A 14008-nucleotide genomic window follows, 5' to 3' on the forward strand; every position below is an offset into this window, starting at 1 on the left:
AGTCACGATTGAGAGCCTCTCGGATCCGTCAGGGTTTCACCGGAAGGAGGTTTCTTGATGGAACAACCCCCCTCCGAGTCATCCGACTCGGTGCTGGTCGCTCGGGTGCTCGGCGGTGCTCGCGTCTGCTCGAAGCTTCGACTGCGTTGTGTGGGTGTGTGGCTTGCTCTGTTGGCGGCGACGGTCGCGGCGAATTCGGCCCAGGGCCGGGATGCGTTCGATGAGGTTGTGAGGTCCGGCCGGCTGACGTATGGGAGCGACATGGAAGGGGGCGGCCCCTTCGCCTACCTCGACCCGGATGACCCCGGCCGGCTGGTCGGGTTCGAGGTCGAGTTGATGGATGCCCTGGCCGATCGGCTGGGGGCCGAGGCCGAACTGGCCCAGGGGCAGTGGGACCAACTGCTCAACGTGCTGTCGGCCGGCAACGTCGACACGGTGGTCAACGGCTACGAGCTGACCCCGGCCCGCGTGCGGGGCCACCGGGCGACCCGGCCGTATTACCTCTTCCAATTGCAGGTGATGGTGCGCAAGGGGTCGTCGATCCGATCATGGGACGACCTGAGGCAGCCAAAGCCCGGCGGCGGGCGGTGGCGGGTCGGCGTGCTCGGCGGTTCGTCGGCCGAGCGATTCGCCGAGGAGGAGCACGACGGGACGGTCGAGATCCGTGCCTACACCGGCGCGACCGACGCCATGATCCAGGTGCTCAGCGGGCAGCTCGACGCGACGCTCCAGGACTTGCCCGCCGCGCGGTTCTATCAGCCCCAGTTCCCCGAACTGGAGAACGTCGGCCCCCCGGAAGGGTTGGGATATTATGTCATCTACGTGCGAAAGGACGAGGATCGGCTGGCCGAGGCGCTCGATCGGGGGATCGCCGGGCTGATCGAGGATGGCACGCTTGAGCGCATCTACCGGAAATATGACATCTGGACGGACGCCCAGGAGCGGCTGGCCGGGCTGGACGCCGAGGCACTTGCCGCCGAGATCGCCGGCCTGAGTCGCGAGTCGGAACGCGGCTGGCGGCTGGTCTGGAAGTACAGGGATCACCTGCTGCGGGCGGCCGGGACGACGGTTTTTCTGTCGGTCGTGTCGATGCCGATCGCGATCCTCGTCGGGCTGGTCCTGGCGATCGGACGCCTGTACGGACCGGCGGTCGTGCGGGTCCCGTTCACGATGTATGTGGAATTGATCCGCGGCACGCCCTTGATGCTGCAATTGTTCGTCTTGTTCTACCTGGCCAATTTGCCGCCGTATGTCGCGGGAATCCTGGGCCTGGCGATCAATTATTCGGCCTATGAGGCGGAGATCTACCGCGCGGGGTTGCAGGCGATTCCGGGCGGGCAGATGGAGGCGGCCCTGGCCCTGGGGATGCCGAGGTGGATGGCCTTGCGGCGGGTGGTGGTGCCGCAGGCGGTCCGGATCGTCATCCCGCCGGTCACGAACGACTTCATCGCGTTGTTCAAAGACAGTTCGGTCTGCTCGGTGATCACGATCATCGAGCTGAGCAAGCAGTACCAGATCCTCGCCAATAGCACGGGAGGGGTGCTCGAATTTGCATTCGTGTGCGCCTTGCTGTACCTGGCGATGAGCCTGCCGTTGTCGTGGTTGTCCCGATGGTCCGAGCAGCGTCTCCGAGGAGGCGACACGTCCCGAGCGACGAAGAGGGGGGCCCCCGAATGATCGAGGTGTCTGGATTGGTCAAGCGGCACGGGGCACTCGAGGTGCTCCGCGGGATCGACCTGAGGGTCGGCCGAGGCGAGGTCGCGGTGGTGGTCGGCCCGTCGGGCAGCGGCAAGAGCACCTTCTTGCGCTGCCTGAACGGCCTGGAGCGGTTCCAGGGGGGGGCGGTCGTGGTGGATGGCCTGCCGCTCGATGCGTCGCTGGCCGATCGCCGTCGGGAGGCGGTCCTGCGCCAGATCCGGACGCGGGTGGGGATGGTCTTCCAGAGCTTCAACCTGTTCCCGCATCGGACGGTCTTGCAGAACGTGACCGAGGGGCCGATCCACGTTTTGGGGGTCGATCGCGAGGAGGCCGAGCGGCGGGCGGTGGCGCTGCTCGACCGCGTGGGACTGGCCGATCGGATCCTCGCGAGGCCGACGCAGCTCTCGGGGGGCCAGCAGCAGCGGGTGGCGATCGCCCGGGCCTTGGCGATGGAGCCGCGCGCGATCCTTTTCGACGAGCCGACCAGTGCGCTCGATCCGAGGATGACCGGAGAGGTCCTGGCCGTGATGACCGACCTGGCCAGGGAGGGCCAGACGATGATCGTGGTGACGCACGCGATGAGCTTCGCGAGGCGGGTGGCCGACGTGGTGCACGTGTTCGACCAGGGGGTCGTGGTGGAGTCGGGGACGCCGGAGGAGGTGCTGGAGAACCCGAGCCAGGAGGCGACTCGTCGATTCCTCACGGAGACGGTGGCGGCGTGATTCGGGGGAGATCTTCGCCACGGATGAAACACGGATGGAACACGGATGGGAGAGGGATAAGTGGTCGGATAAGAGATGGGAAGAACGATGGGATTGGAGGAGAAGGGGATTACGGAGCAGGTGATTGGGGCGGCGTTTGAGGTGCATCGGGTGTTGGGGTATGGATTTTTGGAAAAGGTGTATCAGAAGGCGTTGCAGATGGAGTTGGTGAAAAGGGGGGTGAGGGCGGAACTGGAGGCGAAGATCAAGGTGATGTACAAGGGGGTGGTGGTGGGAGATTATCAGGCGGATTTGTTGGTGGAGGATCGGGTGGTGGTGGAGTAGAAGGTGGCGAAGACGTACAACACCGACGATGAACCGCAATTGCTGAATGAGCTGAAAGCGACGGGGATCAAGGTCGGGTTGCTGATCAACTTGGGGCGGGCCAAGGTCGAGTTCCGTCGGCTGGTGTATTGAACGCTACGACATCCTGGTTGCTCTTGATAACAGGTTCGCCTCGATCTTTCGATTGAACCACTCTCCCTGCCCTGCCCTGCGTTGTTCTGCTCTGCCTTGAGCTACCGTCTGCACTCCCTCTCCTGCCCTTCCCTCCCCTCTCCTTCTCGTTCCCTCTCCCTTATCCGTGTCCCATCCGTGTTTCATCCGTGGCTGAAACCTCCCCTCTCCCCCGATCCAGGCGAGGGAGAGGGTGGTTCTCAGGCGATCATCCCAGCCGGGCGACGGCCTCCTGGGCGCGGCGCATGAGGGGGCTGTCGCGGGTGGCGGAGCCGGGGATCTTGCCGACAATCGCGGCGGCGAGGGCGGGCTGCCAGCGGGGGTCGGAGGCGAGCTGGTGCTCCTCCCAGGCGGCGGCGCCGTACTTGTAGTCGTGGCTGTCGCGCCCCTTGCGGAAGATGGAGTGGCGGGTGGCGGCGAAGAGGGCGTCGGGGGAACCGCCCTGGTCGAAGTAGCCGAGGATCAGGGCCGCGGCGCGGCGGTGGTCGTCGCTGATGGCCTCGAAGATCTGGGCGATCGCCTCCTCGCCACTGCCTTCGGGGGCGATCGGATCCATCGAGGTGAGGACGGGGGAGGCGTCGAGGTTCATCCGCCTGCGGAACAAGGGGACCCAGCCGGCACCTTGCAAGAGGGCGAGGACGCGGGTGGTCGGGTCGGCCGAGGCGCGGGAGATGTAGTGCAGGGCATTGGCCGCGGTGACGGCGTGCAGGGGGATGATCCCCGGCTCGCGGACGAGCAGCTCGCTGCCGGAAAGGGCGACGGCGTCCCAGAGGGATTCGGGGGCGATGCCGTCGTTGAGCAGGCGGGCGGCCTCGGCGCCGGCCTCCTCGGGGGAGCCGGAGCGGATGGCGTCGAGCAGGGTCTCGGTCGCGCCGGCGTCGCGGCGGCCGAGGGCCCAGTCGGCCCGGATCGAGCGGGCCAGTTCCAGGTTCGCCTCATATGGCCCCTCGGCCGAGGCGGAGCCGCCCTGGGTGTCGAGGATCCCGTAGGAGAGGGAGCGGAGGACCGGCTCGGCGTGCTCCCAGCCGATCGCCTGGAGGGTCCGCCAGCACTGCATGGCGAAGATCGGCTTGTGGCCGATGTTCCGCCAGTCGCGGACGGCGCAGTGCCAGAAGGGTTCCATCGCCTCGGCGGCCCCGGCGTAGCGGGCGACGGCGGCGGTAGCGGTGTCGGCGGCGTCGGCATCCCAGGCGTCGAAGGCCGATTGCAAGTCGGCGACGGCCCGGGAGGGGCCGGGCAGGCGGGCGTCGTCGACCTTCGAGAGGGTCCAGTCCCCTTCCTGGACGTCCTGGGCCTGGGAGGACTTGAAGTTGTCGAGGGCCCAGAACATGGGCAGGAGGCGGTCCTCGACCGGGGCCGTCTGGCCGAGGAGGTGGGCCGAGTTCATGACCATGACCGCGTGGAACTTGAAGCCGACGGGCCGGGGCTTGATGTTCCGGATGCCGGCCAGGAAGAGGCCGGCCAGCAGGTCGCGGTAGGAGAGGCCGGCGTCGAGCTGCTCGACGGCCTTGTCGAGGGCCTGCTCGCGCGGGGTCTCCTCGATCCAGCGGACGACCGGCTCGATCTCGGGCCGGAAGCGGACGGCCTCGGGTTCGAGGGACATCTCGGCGGCCCGGGCGGGGGTGATGGCGCCGAGCGTCGCCCAGGGGCCGAGCCCGGCCCCCAGGCCGACGGCCGAGGCCGACTGGAGGAACGTCCGGCGGGATCGGTTCGGTGGGGTCGGTGTCTTCATGGCGGGCCTCGTCTCGATCAGGTGCCGCGGGTCGGCCCGGCGGGGCGCGGTCGTGCCGGTCCGTGCCGGGCCGTCTGGAAAGGGAACCCTCGGGCCGCTTCGGCGGCCCGGGAGAGGAGCGGGCGGGATCCCTCCCCCTCTTTATCAGAAGGCGTTCCGCGTCGTGGGGCTAGTCCCTAGTTTCCTGGGAATCGGGCGGAGAACTCAGGGGGCGTCCTCGCCGGGGAGGGCGAGCGCCGGGGATCGGCGGTGCTCGGCCCGGTCTCGGGAGACGAGGTAGATGCCCCAGCCGACCAGGATTCCCGCGATGACCAGCTCCCAGCGGAACGGCTCGCCGCGGATGAGGGTCCCGGCGGCGATGCCGGACAGGGGGGTCATGAAGGCGAGGGTGGCGATCTGGTTGGCAGGGTAGCGGGAGAGCAGGAGCATCCAGACCGTGAAGACGACCCCGGAGACGGCAAGCCCCTGATAGACGAGGCCCCAGACGGCCCCCGGGGTGAACCGATAGGTGTCGAGTCCCTCGAAGGCGGCGCTGATGGCGAGGAACATGGGGATGGCCAGCACATACTGCGTGAACAGCAGGGTGGCCGGCCGGATGATGGGGAAGGTCCACTTCTGGGCGACCGTCTGGACGCCGAAGATCATGCCGGAGAGGAGCACGATGGCGTCTCCGGCCAGGTTGCCGCCGGCCTGGACGGCGGTCGAGAGCAGGACGGCGACCCCCAGGGCCGCGGCGATCAGGCCCATCACCCCCCGCCTGCCGAGCCGCTCGTGCAGCAGGAGCCACGACAAAGGGGCGACGATCAGGGGGTGGACGTTGATGAAGACCGACGACCGGCCGGCCAGGCTCAGGCCCGTGCCCAGGTTGAAGGTGCCGATCTGGAGCACCGTCAGCAGCGAATGGGCGATCAAAAGCCGGGTATGCCGCCGCTCGACCCACATCGGCTGGCCCATGACCCGGCAGACGAGGGCCACCACGGGCAGGCCGATGAGGAACCGGAAGACGGCGCAGCCGAAGGGCGGGATGTCGGGCACGGAGTACTTGACCGCGACGGCGTTGCCCCCCCAGAGGGCGCAGCAGAGCGTCACCCCGAGCACTCCCATGAGGTCGAGACGGCGGGAGGTCGGCACGGGGGGCATCGGCGGGCCTTTGCGGGGGTGGGAGGGTCAACCTGCGGCGGCGGCGGGAGGGAGGGAGCCTTATTGTTCTCCGTCGGGGGGCCGGGGTCAACCCGACGAGCGTGTTCGGGGGCCGGGGCGGCGGGGCGCGGACGGCGAACGCTCCGGGGGCGTCGGGCCGGATCCCAACACCAGTGGGGGGCGAGCTGCGGCTCAGGAGCGTCGGGCGGCGGCGGCCAGGGCTCGCCGGGCGCGGCGATTGAGCGGCGCCGGGCGGTCGGCCAGGGCGTTGCGGAGCGCCCCGGCGCCCGATTTGGGCGAGGACGGGGCGACGGCGGCGGGTTCGTTTCGTAACGGGGGCGGCGGGGGGGCGGTGGGATTGGTTTCGGCCGCGATTGAGGGGGGGACGGGGGAGGGATCGGCCGGTCGCTCGGGAGCGAGCCGCCGCGGGGCGCGTTCGGGGCGGGGGCCGGGAGGGGCCGGGGGCGGTGCCGAAGCGTGCGCTTGTGTCTGCGACTGCGCGGACGATTCGAGCGCCTGGAGACGGCGCAATTCGTTTGAGGCGAAGGAGAAGCGTCGGCGGGCGTCGGCGGCGTAGCGTTCAAGGAGGCGGATGGCGGGCGGGTCGTCGGCATCGAGGCCGAGGGCGGCGTCGGTCCGGGCGCGGTCGTCCCGGGCGTCGAGGAAGGCGGTCAGCCGGTCGCGGAGGGCGGCGACGGTGCGCGCAACCAGGTCGAGGCCGGGTCCGTGGCCGGGGTCGCCGAGGTCGAGATCCCAGGGGCCGGAACCTTCCCGGGCGAAGGACGAGACGCCGAGCAGGTCGAGGGCGAGGTCCCAGGTCTCGTGCGTCCAGCCGTCGTGGCGGTTGAGGGCGTCGTCCACCTCGTCCCAGCGGTCGAGGAGCCAGAGGACACCGTGCCGCGACTGGAGCAGGCGGGGCTGGATGACCTCGGGGCGTCGGGAGAGGGTCGCGGCCTGCTGGGCGACGGCGGCGGCGCGGTCGTCGTCCCAGGATTCGTCGGCGCGCTGGGCGTGTTCGAGCCGGGCGGCGGAGATGCGGGCCTCGCAGAATTCCAGACGCACGGACTCGGCGCAGAGGCGATCGAAGTGGTACTGCTGGGCGGCGCCGGAGGGCCGGTAGTCGAGGCGCCAGTCTGCCTGACGCTCGGTGATGGCGGCGGCCATGTCGGCCGGGGGGCGGCTGCCGATGCTCGACAGGCCATGGGTGCGGGCGTTCTGGCTCGACTGCGCCTTGCCCTCGGCGGTCTTCGGGCCGGTGGAGAGCAAGGCGTTCAGGCGGTTGGCGATCGTCTGCTTCAGCGTTGCGGCGGCCATTGGGGAGGGCTCCAGCAGAAGGTGAGGATTCAAAGGAGGTGGTGTGCGCGGGCGTTCGGTGCCGGGAGACGCGTCGGGCGAGCGTGGCGCGTCCGTCAATAACATCGAGAATGGGACGAGGCTTAATTGCGGAAAATTGGGGAAAGAGGATAAATTTCGCGATTTCGAGGGTTTTGCCGAGGGGCCACGGCGGGGATGGGGGCCGCCTGCGTTCCCGGAGGAGAGGCCGGGCAGGTTGAATGGGGGGCGATGTGACCTGGGGGGGTGGAGACCGGCTGTGGGGTGGGGGTTGGGGACGATCGGGAGAGGTCGGGAGGGGGGAGAGGGCTGAGGATCGAGGGGGGCGTGTTCAAGGCGATCGTTAAGAGGGTGAGGGAGGAGCGTTCTCCCTGCGGCGTGGCTGTCACCTACTTCTTTCGAGGCGAATGGACATCATGGATTCCAAAGGGTTCGGGACGCTGATCGGGCTGGTGATGAGTGTGACGATGGTGCAGGCGGCGGGATCGGCGGAGATCTTGTATGTGCAGGATTTCGAGAACCCGACCGGGTTCCGCAACGACGGGGCGGATGTGAACATTTTTCGGACGGTGAATCAGCTTTATGGGAACCAGCCGACCGGATTTCAGTTTGCCCAGGCGAACACGGTGGAGACGCTGCTGATCACCGGGAACCAGGCGTTCGGGACGGGGTATTCGGACCCGTCGGGCATCGGGGGCAATTACACGCTGGGGATGCTGTCGAGTTTTCAGAATGACCTGCTGGGCCTGTCGTTCGACACGGGGGGCAGGCAGTTCCTGAATTTCCAGCTCACGGTGTCGAGCATCGACCTGAGCGCCTGGAACGGGCCGTTCGTGGCGGCGGGGGCGGTGCCGGTGTTCCGGTTCACGCTGTATGACAACCCGTCGGGGGCGAACGGGCTGTTCGGGAATGGGACGATCCTGGATCGGATCGAGGCGTCGGGGACGGCCTCGGCGCGGTCGGTATTTGATTGGACGACGCTGCTGCTGCCGCTGAACGCCTCGGGGTCGACGAATGGAAGGGTGACGATTCAGATTGACCTGCTCAGCGGTGGTTATGCGGCGATGGATAATTTCCGGATCGTCGCGTCGGACATCCGCGGCGACCTGGGGACGATCCCGGAGCCGAGTAGCCTGATTTCGCTCGGGCTGGGCCTGGCCGGGCTGGGAGGGATGCTGGTGCGGCATCGGGCCGGGAGGGGGCGATCGCAGGTGGCGTGACGGGCGACCGGGCCGGAGGGGGACGCCTTCGAAGGCTCGAAGGCGCCCGACGGTTCGGTCGAGCAGGACGGCGTCATCGGCCGCGACGGGCGGGCCGGGCGGTGGATGAGGGGACGGGGCGGGGGCTATGATGGGGCATGTCGGTTGACATTGCCTTTCCTGCCCGCGAGACGATCCCATGCCCGGCCCCCGATTGCCCAGCAACCCCGGCCAGTTCCCGACGACTCGACCGCGCCGAGCGAGGCGAGAGGACTGGTCGAGGAGGCTGGTGGCGGAACACCAATTGAGTGTGAATGACCTGATCTGGCCGCTGTTCGTGTTCGACGGGCCGGGGGATCGGCAGGCCGTGCCGTCGATGCCGGGGGTCGAGCGGCTGGCGATCGGGCCGTTGGTCGAGGCGGCGGCGCGGGCGGCCGAACTGGGGATCCCGGCCGTCGCGATCTTCCCGGCAACCGACCCGGGCCTGAAGACGCCGGAGGCCGAGGAGGCGGTGAACCCGGAGAACCTGGTGTGCCGCGCCGTGAGGGCGGTGAAGGAGCAGGTGCCGGGTATTGGGATCATTTGCGACGTGGCGCTCGACCCGTATTCGAGCCACGGTCAGGATGGCCTGGTGCGCGACGGATACGTGGTGAACGACGAGACGGTGGAGGCGCTCTGCCGGCAGGCGGTGGTGCAGGCCGAGGCCGGGTGCGACGTGATCGCGCCGAGCGACATGATGGACGGCCGGGTGGGGGCGATCCGCCGGGCGCTCGACGCGGCCGGGTTCGAACGGGTGCAGATCCTTGCGTATGCGGCCAAGTACGCATCGAGCTTCTATGGCCCGTTCCGGGACGCGGTGGGGTCGGCCGGGAATCTGGGGTCGGGGGACAAGAAGACCTATCAGATGGACCCGGCCAACGGCGACGAGGCGCTGCGCGAGGTGGCGCTCGACATCGCCGAGGGGGCCGACATGGTGATGGTCAAGCCGGGGATGCCGTACCTGGACATCGTGCACCGGGTGAAGGAGGCGTTCGGCCTGCCGACCTATGCCTATCAGGTGAGCGGCGAGTACGCGATGATCCGGGCGGCGGGGGATCGGGGGTGGCTCGACGGCGACCGGGCGATGATGGAAAGTTTGCTCGCGTTCAAACGTGCGGGGGCCGATGGGGTGTTGACCTATTTCGCCCGAGAGGCGGCGGAGCGGCTGCGAACCGGGTAACTTGTCTTGGGATTCCGTGTTGGCCCCCAACGAGAACGAGTCTTTCAGATGTCATTGCTGGATCATCCGACGGGTGGGTATCGCGTGTTGCCGGGGATCGAGCCGTATTCGTGCGGCGTGATCGCGGCGGAGGGGTTCGAGATCGTGCATGCGACGTTCGAGCGTCCGGTGCCGGTGTCGGAGGGGTTCGAGCGGGTGCGGGCGCATCTGGGGCGCGAGGGGAGGCCGGTCTCGGCGCTGTGCGGGGTGGAGCTGCGCTCGCCCAGGCCGTTCAGCTTCGAGGGGTTCGCCGCGTTCAATGCGTCTTATGCGAAGGTCTTGAAGGAGTGGGGCGTGTTCCTGGGCGAGGTGAATCCGGTGGCCCGGACGAACGTCGCCCCGGAGGGACAGGCGCCCGGGTCGCCGTCGTTCTACGGATTCTCGTATACGAGGGAGTGCGACCCGACGCTCCCGCCGACGTTCGTGGTCGCGGGGGCGGGGGAGCTGCCCGAAGGGGTGCTGGAGGAGTCGGCGATCGTGCGGGGCGGTGAGACCGATCCGGATGCGATCGCCGAGAAGGCGAGGTTCGTGATGGGCCTGATGGAGGGGCGGCTCCGGGGGCTGGGCGTGGGCTGGGATCGGGTGACGGCGGCTGATGTGTACACGATTCATCCCGTGGCGGCGTTGCTGCCGGGGGTCATCCTGGGGCGGATGGGGGCGTCGGCGATTCACGGGATTCGCTGGTTCTTCAGCCGGCCGCCGATCGTGGGGATCGAGTACGAGATGGACCTGCGGGGCGTTCGGACGGAGATCCGGCTGGCGTGAGGGGCCGGGATCGGGATGCGGGATGGGGGCCGGCACGGCGTTGCGCCGTGATGGTGCCGGAAGTCCCCTCGCCCGGCCTGCGGCCACCCTCGCCCCAGAGTCGGGGGAGAGGGTTGAATCAGCCCCCCTCACGCGGGCCGTCATTCACCCGATCCGTCGCGGGCGGGGGAGAGGGATTGGGGGTGCTCGTCGGGGTCAGGGCGAGGGGAATCAGGTGCGGGGCAGGAAGGCGAGTGAGGATAGGTTCAAACGCCGATGTCCTCGTTCCAGAGGTCGGGGCGGTCGTTGATGAATGATTTCATCAGGTGAATGCATTCGGGATCGTCGAGGATGTCGAGGGCGACACCTTGCGAGCGGAGCAGGTCCTCGGCGCCGAGGAAGTTGCGGTGCTCACCGATGACGATGCGGGGGATTTTGTAGAGCAAGGCGGCCCCGGAGCACATGGGGCAGGGGCTGAGGGTGGTGTAGAGGACGGCCCGCCGGTAGTCGCGGGCACGGAGTCGGCCGGCGCGTTCGAGGGCGTCCATCTCGGCGTGGAGGATGACGCTGTCCTGTTGCACGCGCCGGTTGTGGCCCCGGCCGATGATGCGCCGGTCGAGCACCAGGACGGAACCGATGGGGATGCCCCCCTCGGCCAGGCCGAGCCGGGCCTCGTCGATCGCGGCCTGCATGAAGGGGTCGGGGGATGCGGATGGGCTCATCGGAGAGTTCCTGGGAAGGGGTGCTTGAGCATTTGACGCGCGATTCCGGGGATGGCGGCGAACCTGGCGCGGGATCGGGGTGTCTTGGTCCCGCGAGACGAGACCGATCCGTTTCCGAGAGGAGGTCGCGATGACGACCATGACCCTTCGAAGTATGTCGAATCCGACATCGTACCACAGTGCGCGATTCGCCACCTGAATCCGTCGATCACGCTCGGGGGGACTGTTCCGGCCGTGACGGCGACGTGGCGTTCGTCGTCCGCCGTTCGGGATGGTTCCGGGGATTTTACCGAGCGATTGATCATGTCTACGTCACGATCGTATCGAGAGTTTGCGAAGTCGAACATCGACGAGGCCATCCGCCTGGCCCTGGCCGAGTCGGGCGGGGTGAAGGCCAGGCGGGCGTTGTCGCGGATGATCTGGACGGTCCAGGGCCGTTCGGACCTGCTGCGGCCGGCTCGCCATGCGGGGCGGTCCGATGCGGAGATGCTGCGTCGGATCGTGCGCGGGCTGGCCGCGCTGCTGGGGTTCCGCGCGTCGTGGCTCCGGCCCCTGGAGGAGTGGGAGCCGCGGGGCGAGAGGGCTCGCGGCGTCTTTTCGTCGCTTGCTCATCATTTGCTGGCCAACTACCCGGTGCCGGCGGTGCTGCATGCGGCCTGGTTCGAGGAGGCGGGGTACTGGGCGTATCGGCAGCAACACTGGTTTCATCATGTGGGGATGGGGAGGAGCCTGCGGAGCGCCGGGTTCCCGATCGCGTTGACGAGGCGGATGGCGCACGAGTTCTCGAACGCGCCGGCTCATGTCGAGGTCGGGTTTGCCCTGCGATGGGCGGAGGTGCGGGGGCTGGGGGGCTCCGAGGCGCTGGCGAACGCGGTGGCCTCGACCCGCCTGAAGCGGGAGTTCCTCGGCCAGGAGTTCTGGAGGTCGTTGATCCACCTGCTGCTCAACGCGAGGGGGTTGGAGCTGGGGCAGATCACTCCGATCGTGGAGTACCTGTATCATCAGAAGTTCGCGCAGAGGACGGTGATCATCGGGGAGGACACGGAGCTGTCGATCGATCCGCCCCGGCCCGACCTGTCGATCAAGGGGTGTACCGCGGCCTCGCTGGTGCGGCGGGCGAGGGAGTGGGAGGCGGAGCGACGTCCGGAAGGCCCGGTGCGGAGGCGGTTCGCCTGGGATCGTTCGGGGATCCGGGAATTCCAGGGGGATCGGACCGAGGGCAAGGCCTGGACGATCCGGGAGCTGCTCGACAGCGACGACCTGGCCGCGGAGGGGAAGGCGATGAAGCATTGCGTGGCGACCTATACGGAGTTCTGCGTGAAGCGGCGATCGACGATCTGGTCGCTCGGCCTGGAGGGGCCGGACGGTCGGCGCAGGCTGGCCACGATCGAGGTCGACCCGAGCACCAAAACAGTCGTTCAAGCGAGCATGAAATGCAACGAGGAGCCGGACGAGCCGTGCCGGTCGATCGTGCGGGAGTGGGCCAGTCGCGAGGGCTTGACCGTCGAGTGCTGAACCCCCGGGCCCCACTGGTTCGGGCGATTCATCGACATGCTGATCCGCGAGGATCAGGATGCGTCCTGATCGGGCGGGCCGGGGAGGGACCGCACCAGGGGGCGGATGACCGACCAGAGCTGTTGCTTGATGCGGACGGCGGGCGGGTTGTCGAGGGTGCGGGGGGATCGGTCGGGGGCCGGGGCCGGTGCGAGGAGGCAGATGGTCAGCTCGCCGTCGGTGACGTAGCGGTCGCCGCCCCCGTTGCGCCCGGAGAGGGTCGCGCCGACCCCGGTGACCTGGAAGACCTCGGCGAGCCGGCCGTGCGACCGGAGGTCGGCGATCAGCCCGTCGCGCTCGGCGTCGATGTCGGGGCCGATGTGGTGGGTGATCTGGCCGGTCCGGTGGCTGAGGCCCACACTCTCGTCGAAGGTGACGGCGCCGATCCAGAGGGGGACGCCGTCCCGGCCGAGTTCCACCGACTCCCAGAACCGGACGTGGTGGCGACGCCGGGCGCTGGTGCCGACGGGCTTCTCGAACGCGAGGTCCTGCTTGCGGCCGAACAGGAAGAGGTTGCTGACGGGGGCGTCGGGGTCGGGCCGGTCGCGGAGGACGCTGCCGGCGATGGCGAGGCTGGAACGGAAGGTGATGGGGTCGGCGGCATCCCATCCGGAATTGAGCATGGATTGGATGACCTCGGATTCCGAGCCGATGAGGCCGACGTTGAGCGGGTCGCCGGGGATGCCCTGGGCGGTCCGGGTGACCTTGGGGGCGTTTTCCATGACCGGGTGGTGCTCGTAGTGTCGCCAGAGGATCGGCAGGACGGCATATGCGAGCACCAGCCAGGTGATGATCACGACGAGGAGGACCCCGAGGGCGCGGAGCAAGGCGCGTTGCCAACGCGGCCGGCGACCGGCGGAGGCGGGGTTCGGCTCCGGTTCCGGCTTCGTGGGCGGGGGGATCGAAGAGTCGGCGTCGGCCTCGACGTCGGCGTGCTCGTCGGACATGGACGTTTCCTCGACGTGGGAGGGGGCGGGGTCGGGGGGTGGGGGGGCGTCAGGAGTTATGAGTGTTTTTGAGGAGGATCAGGAGCATGATCGTGGGGGTCCTGGCCCGGATGGCGTGGGTGAGGCCGGCGGGCATCTGGGCGAAGGTGCCGGCGCGGGCGTCGAGGGCATCCGGGCCGAGGGTCAGGGTCGCCTCCCCCGCGATGAACTGGAGGATGGCGGGGGCGGAGGCGGTGTGCTCGGACAGCTCCTGGCCGGCGGCGAAGGTGAAGAGCACGGCCTTGGTGCGGTCATCCTGGTGGATGGTGCGGCTGAGGATGCCGTCTTCGAGCGGCATCGATTCCCGATTCAGGTCGGCGAAGTAGGTGTACGAGGGGCTGCTCATGGGGGGCCTCCGTGGGCGGGTCGGCGCGGCTCGCGAAGGGGGCGGCCTGAGACCATTCTGACCCGCGGGGCGGCTTGGGT

The 14008-nt window shown here is 68.7% G+C and carries 12 protein-coding genes and 1 pseudogene; 7 read left to right on the forward strand and 6 right to left on the reverse strand.

Annotated features, from left to right (window positions below; all coding sequences use genetic code 11):
• Nucleotides 1-57: 57 nt before the first annotated feature.
• The 3 genes and pseudogenes from AB1L88_RS10400 (at nt 58) to AB1L88_RS10410 (ending at nt 2876) form a co-directional block, all read left to right on the forward strand.
• The gene (locus AB1L88_RS10400; protein ID WP_367096588.1) at nt 58-1677 is read left to right on the forward strand and encodes an ABC transporter substrate-binding protein/permease; all 1620 of its coding nucleotides are present in this window, start codon (nt 58-60) and stop codon (nt 1675-1677) included.
• Nucleotides 1674-2420, forward strand: coding sequence for an amino acid ABC transporter ATP-binding protein (locus tag AB1L88_RS10405; RefSeq protein WP_367096589.1), 747 nt, complete (start codon nt 1674-1676; stop codon nt 2418-2420). Before AB1L88_RS10400 ends, AB1L88_RS10405 begins: the two co-directional genes overlap by 4 nt.
• 87 nt (nt 2421-2507) lie before the next feature.
• Nucleotides 2508-2876 (forward strand): annotated as a pseudogene (locus tag AB1L88_RS10410) (GxxExxY protein).
• A 247-nt stretch (nt 2877-3123) separates the two neighbouring features.
• Here the strand turns inward: AB1L88_RS10410 and AB1L88_RS10415 are convergent.
• From AB1L88_RS10415 to AB1L88_RS10425, 3 genes are all read right to left on the reverse strand, one after another.
• Nucleotides 3124-4647 (reverse strand): hypothetical protein, encoded by a 1524-nt coding sequence (locus AB1L88_RS10415; RefSeq protein WP_367096590.1) that lies wholly within the window; start codon nt 4645-4647, stop codon nt 3124-3126.
• Between the two features lie 204 nt (nt 4648-4851).
• The gene (locus AB1L88_RS10420; RefSeq protein WP_367096591.1) at nt 4852-5778 is read right to left on the reverse strand and encodes a DMT family transporter; all 927 of its coding nucleotides are present in this window, start codon (nt 5776-5778) and stop codon (nt 4852-4854) included.
• A gap of 201 nt (nt 5779-5979) precedes the next feature.
• A complete protein-coding gene (locus AB1L88_RS10425) occupies nt 5980-7101 on the reverse strand; it encodes a hypothetical protein (protein ID WP_367096592.1) in 1122 nt (373 codons plus the stop codon).
• A gap of 434 nt (nt 7102-7535) precedes the next feature.
• On the opposite strand from AB1L88_RS10425, the gene AB1L88_RS10430 reads away from it, so the two are divergent.
• The 3 genes from AB1L88_RS10430 (at nt 7536) to AB1L88_RS10440 (ending at nt 10341) form a co-directional block, all read left to right on the forward strand.
• Nucleotides 7536-8339 carry a PEP-CTERM sorting domain-containing protein gene (locus AB1L88_RS10430; protein WP_367096593.1) on the forward strand — a complete coding sequence of 268 codons (804 nt, stop codon included), beginning with the start codon at nt 7536-7538 and terminating at the stop codon, nt 8337-8339.
• A 178-nt stretch (nt 8340-8517) separates the two neighbouring features.
• A complete protein-coding gene (gene hemB, locus AB1L88_RS10435; RefSeq protein WP_367096594.1) occupies nt 8518-9537 on the forward strand; it encodes a porphobilinogen synthase in 1020 nt (339 codons plus the stop codon).
• A gap of 48 nt (nt 9538-9585) precedes the next feature.
• Nucleotides 9586-10341 carry a RidA family protein gene (locus AB1L88_RS10440; protein WP_367096595.1) on the forward strand — a complete coding sequence of 252 codons (756 nt, stop codon included), beginning with the start codon at nt 9586-9588 and terminating at the stop codon, nt 10339-10341.
• A 245-nt stretch (nt 10342-10586) separates the two neighbouring features.
• On the opposite strand, the gene AB1L88_RS10445 is transcribed toward AB1L88_RS10440, so the two are convergent.
• A complete protein-coding gene (locus AB1L88_RS10445) occupies nt 10587-11042 on the reverse strand; it encodes a nucleoside deaminase (protein ID WP_367096596.1) in 456 nt (151 codons plus the stop codon).
• A gap of 303 nt (nt 11043-11345) precedes the next feature.
• Here AB1L88_RS10445 and AB1L88_RS10450 point away from each other — a divergent pair, with 303 nt between their 5' ends.
• Nucleotides 11346-12557, forward strand: a complete 1212-nt coding sequence (locus AB1L88_RS10450; protein ID WP_367096597.1) for a PcfJ domain-containing protein — start codon at nt 11346-11348, stop codon at nt 12555-12557.
• Between the two features lie 53 nt (nt 12558-12610).
• On the opposite strand, the gene AB1L88_RS10455 is transcribed toward AB1L88_RS10450, so the two are convergent.
• Nucleotides 12611-13543, reverse strand: coding sequence for an LssY C-terminal domain-containing protein (locus AB1L88_RS10455; RefSeq protein WP_367096598.1), 933 nt, complete (start codon nt 13541-13543; stop codon nt 12611-12613).
• A 49-nt stretch (nt 13544-13592) separates the two neighbouring features.
• A complete protein-coding gene (locus tag AB1L88_RS10460; RefSeq protein ID WP_367096599.1) occupies nt 13593-13928 on the reverse strand; it encodes a cupin domain-containing protein in 336 nt (111 codons plus the stop codon).
• Nucleotides 13929-14008: the final 80 nt, after the last annotated feature.

The sequence above is a fragment of the Tautonia sp. JC769 genome (assembly GCF_040717455.1).
GTDB lineage: Bacteria > Planctomycetota > Planctomycetia > Isosphaerales > Isosphaeraceae > Tautonia.

Coding starts and splice junctions, on each gene's coding strand:
- AB1L88_RS10400 (WP_367096588.1), top strand. CDS start 58: ATGGAACAACCCCCCTCCGAGTCATCCGACTCGGTGCTGGTCGCTCGG.
- AB1L88_RS10405 (WP_367096589.1), top strand. CDS start 1,674: ATGATCGAGGTGTCTGGATTGGTCAAGCGGCACGGGGCACTCGAGGTG.
- AB1L88_RS10415 (WP_367096590.1), bottom strand. CDS start 4,647: ATGAAGACACCGACCCCACCGAACCGATCCCGCCGGACGTTCCTCCAG.
- AB1L88_RS10425 (WP_367096592.1), bottom strand. CDS start 7,101: ATGGCCGCCGCAACGCTGAAGCAGACGATCGCCAACCGCCTGAACGCC.
- AB1L88_RS10430 (WP_367096593.1), top strand. CDS start 7,536: ATGGATTCCAAAGGGTTCGGGACGCTGATCGGGCTGGTGATGAGTGTG.
- hemB (WP_367096594.1), top strand. CDS start 8,518: ATGCCCGGCCCCCGATTGCCCAGCAACCCCGGCCAGTTCCCGACGACT.
- AB1L88_RS10440 (WP_367096595.1), top strand. CDS start 9,586: ATGTCATTGCTGGATCATCCGACGGGTGGGTATCGCGTGTTGCCGGGG.
- AB1L88_RS10445 (WP_367096596.1), bottom strand. CDS start 11,042: ATGAGCCCATCCGCATCCCCCGACCCCTTCATGCAGGCCGCGATCGAC.
- AB1L88_RS10450 (WP_367096597.1), top strand. CDS start 11,346: ATGTCTACGTCACGATCGTATCGAGAGTTTGCGAAGTCGAACATCGAC.
- AB1L88_RS10455 (WP_367096598.1), bottom strand. CDS start 13,543: ATGTCCGACGAGCACGCCGACGTCGAGGCCGACGCCGACTCTTCGATC.
- AB1L88_RS10460 (WP_367096599.1), bottom strand. CDS start 13,928: ATGAGCAGCCCCTCGTACACCTACTTCGCCGACCTGAATCGGGAATCG.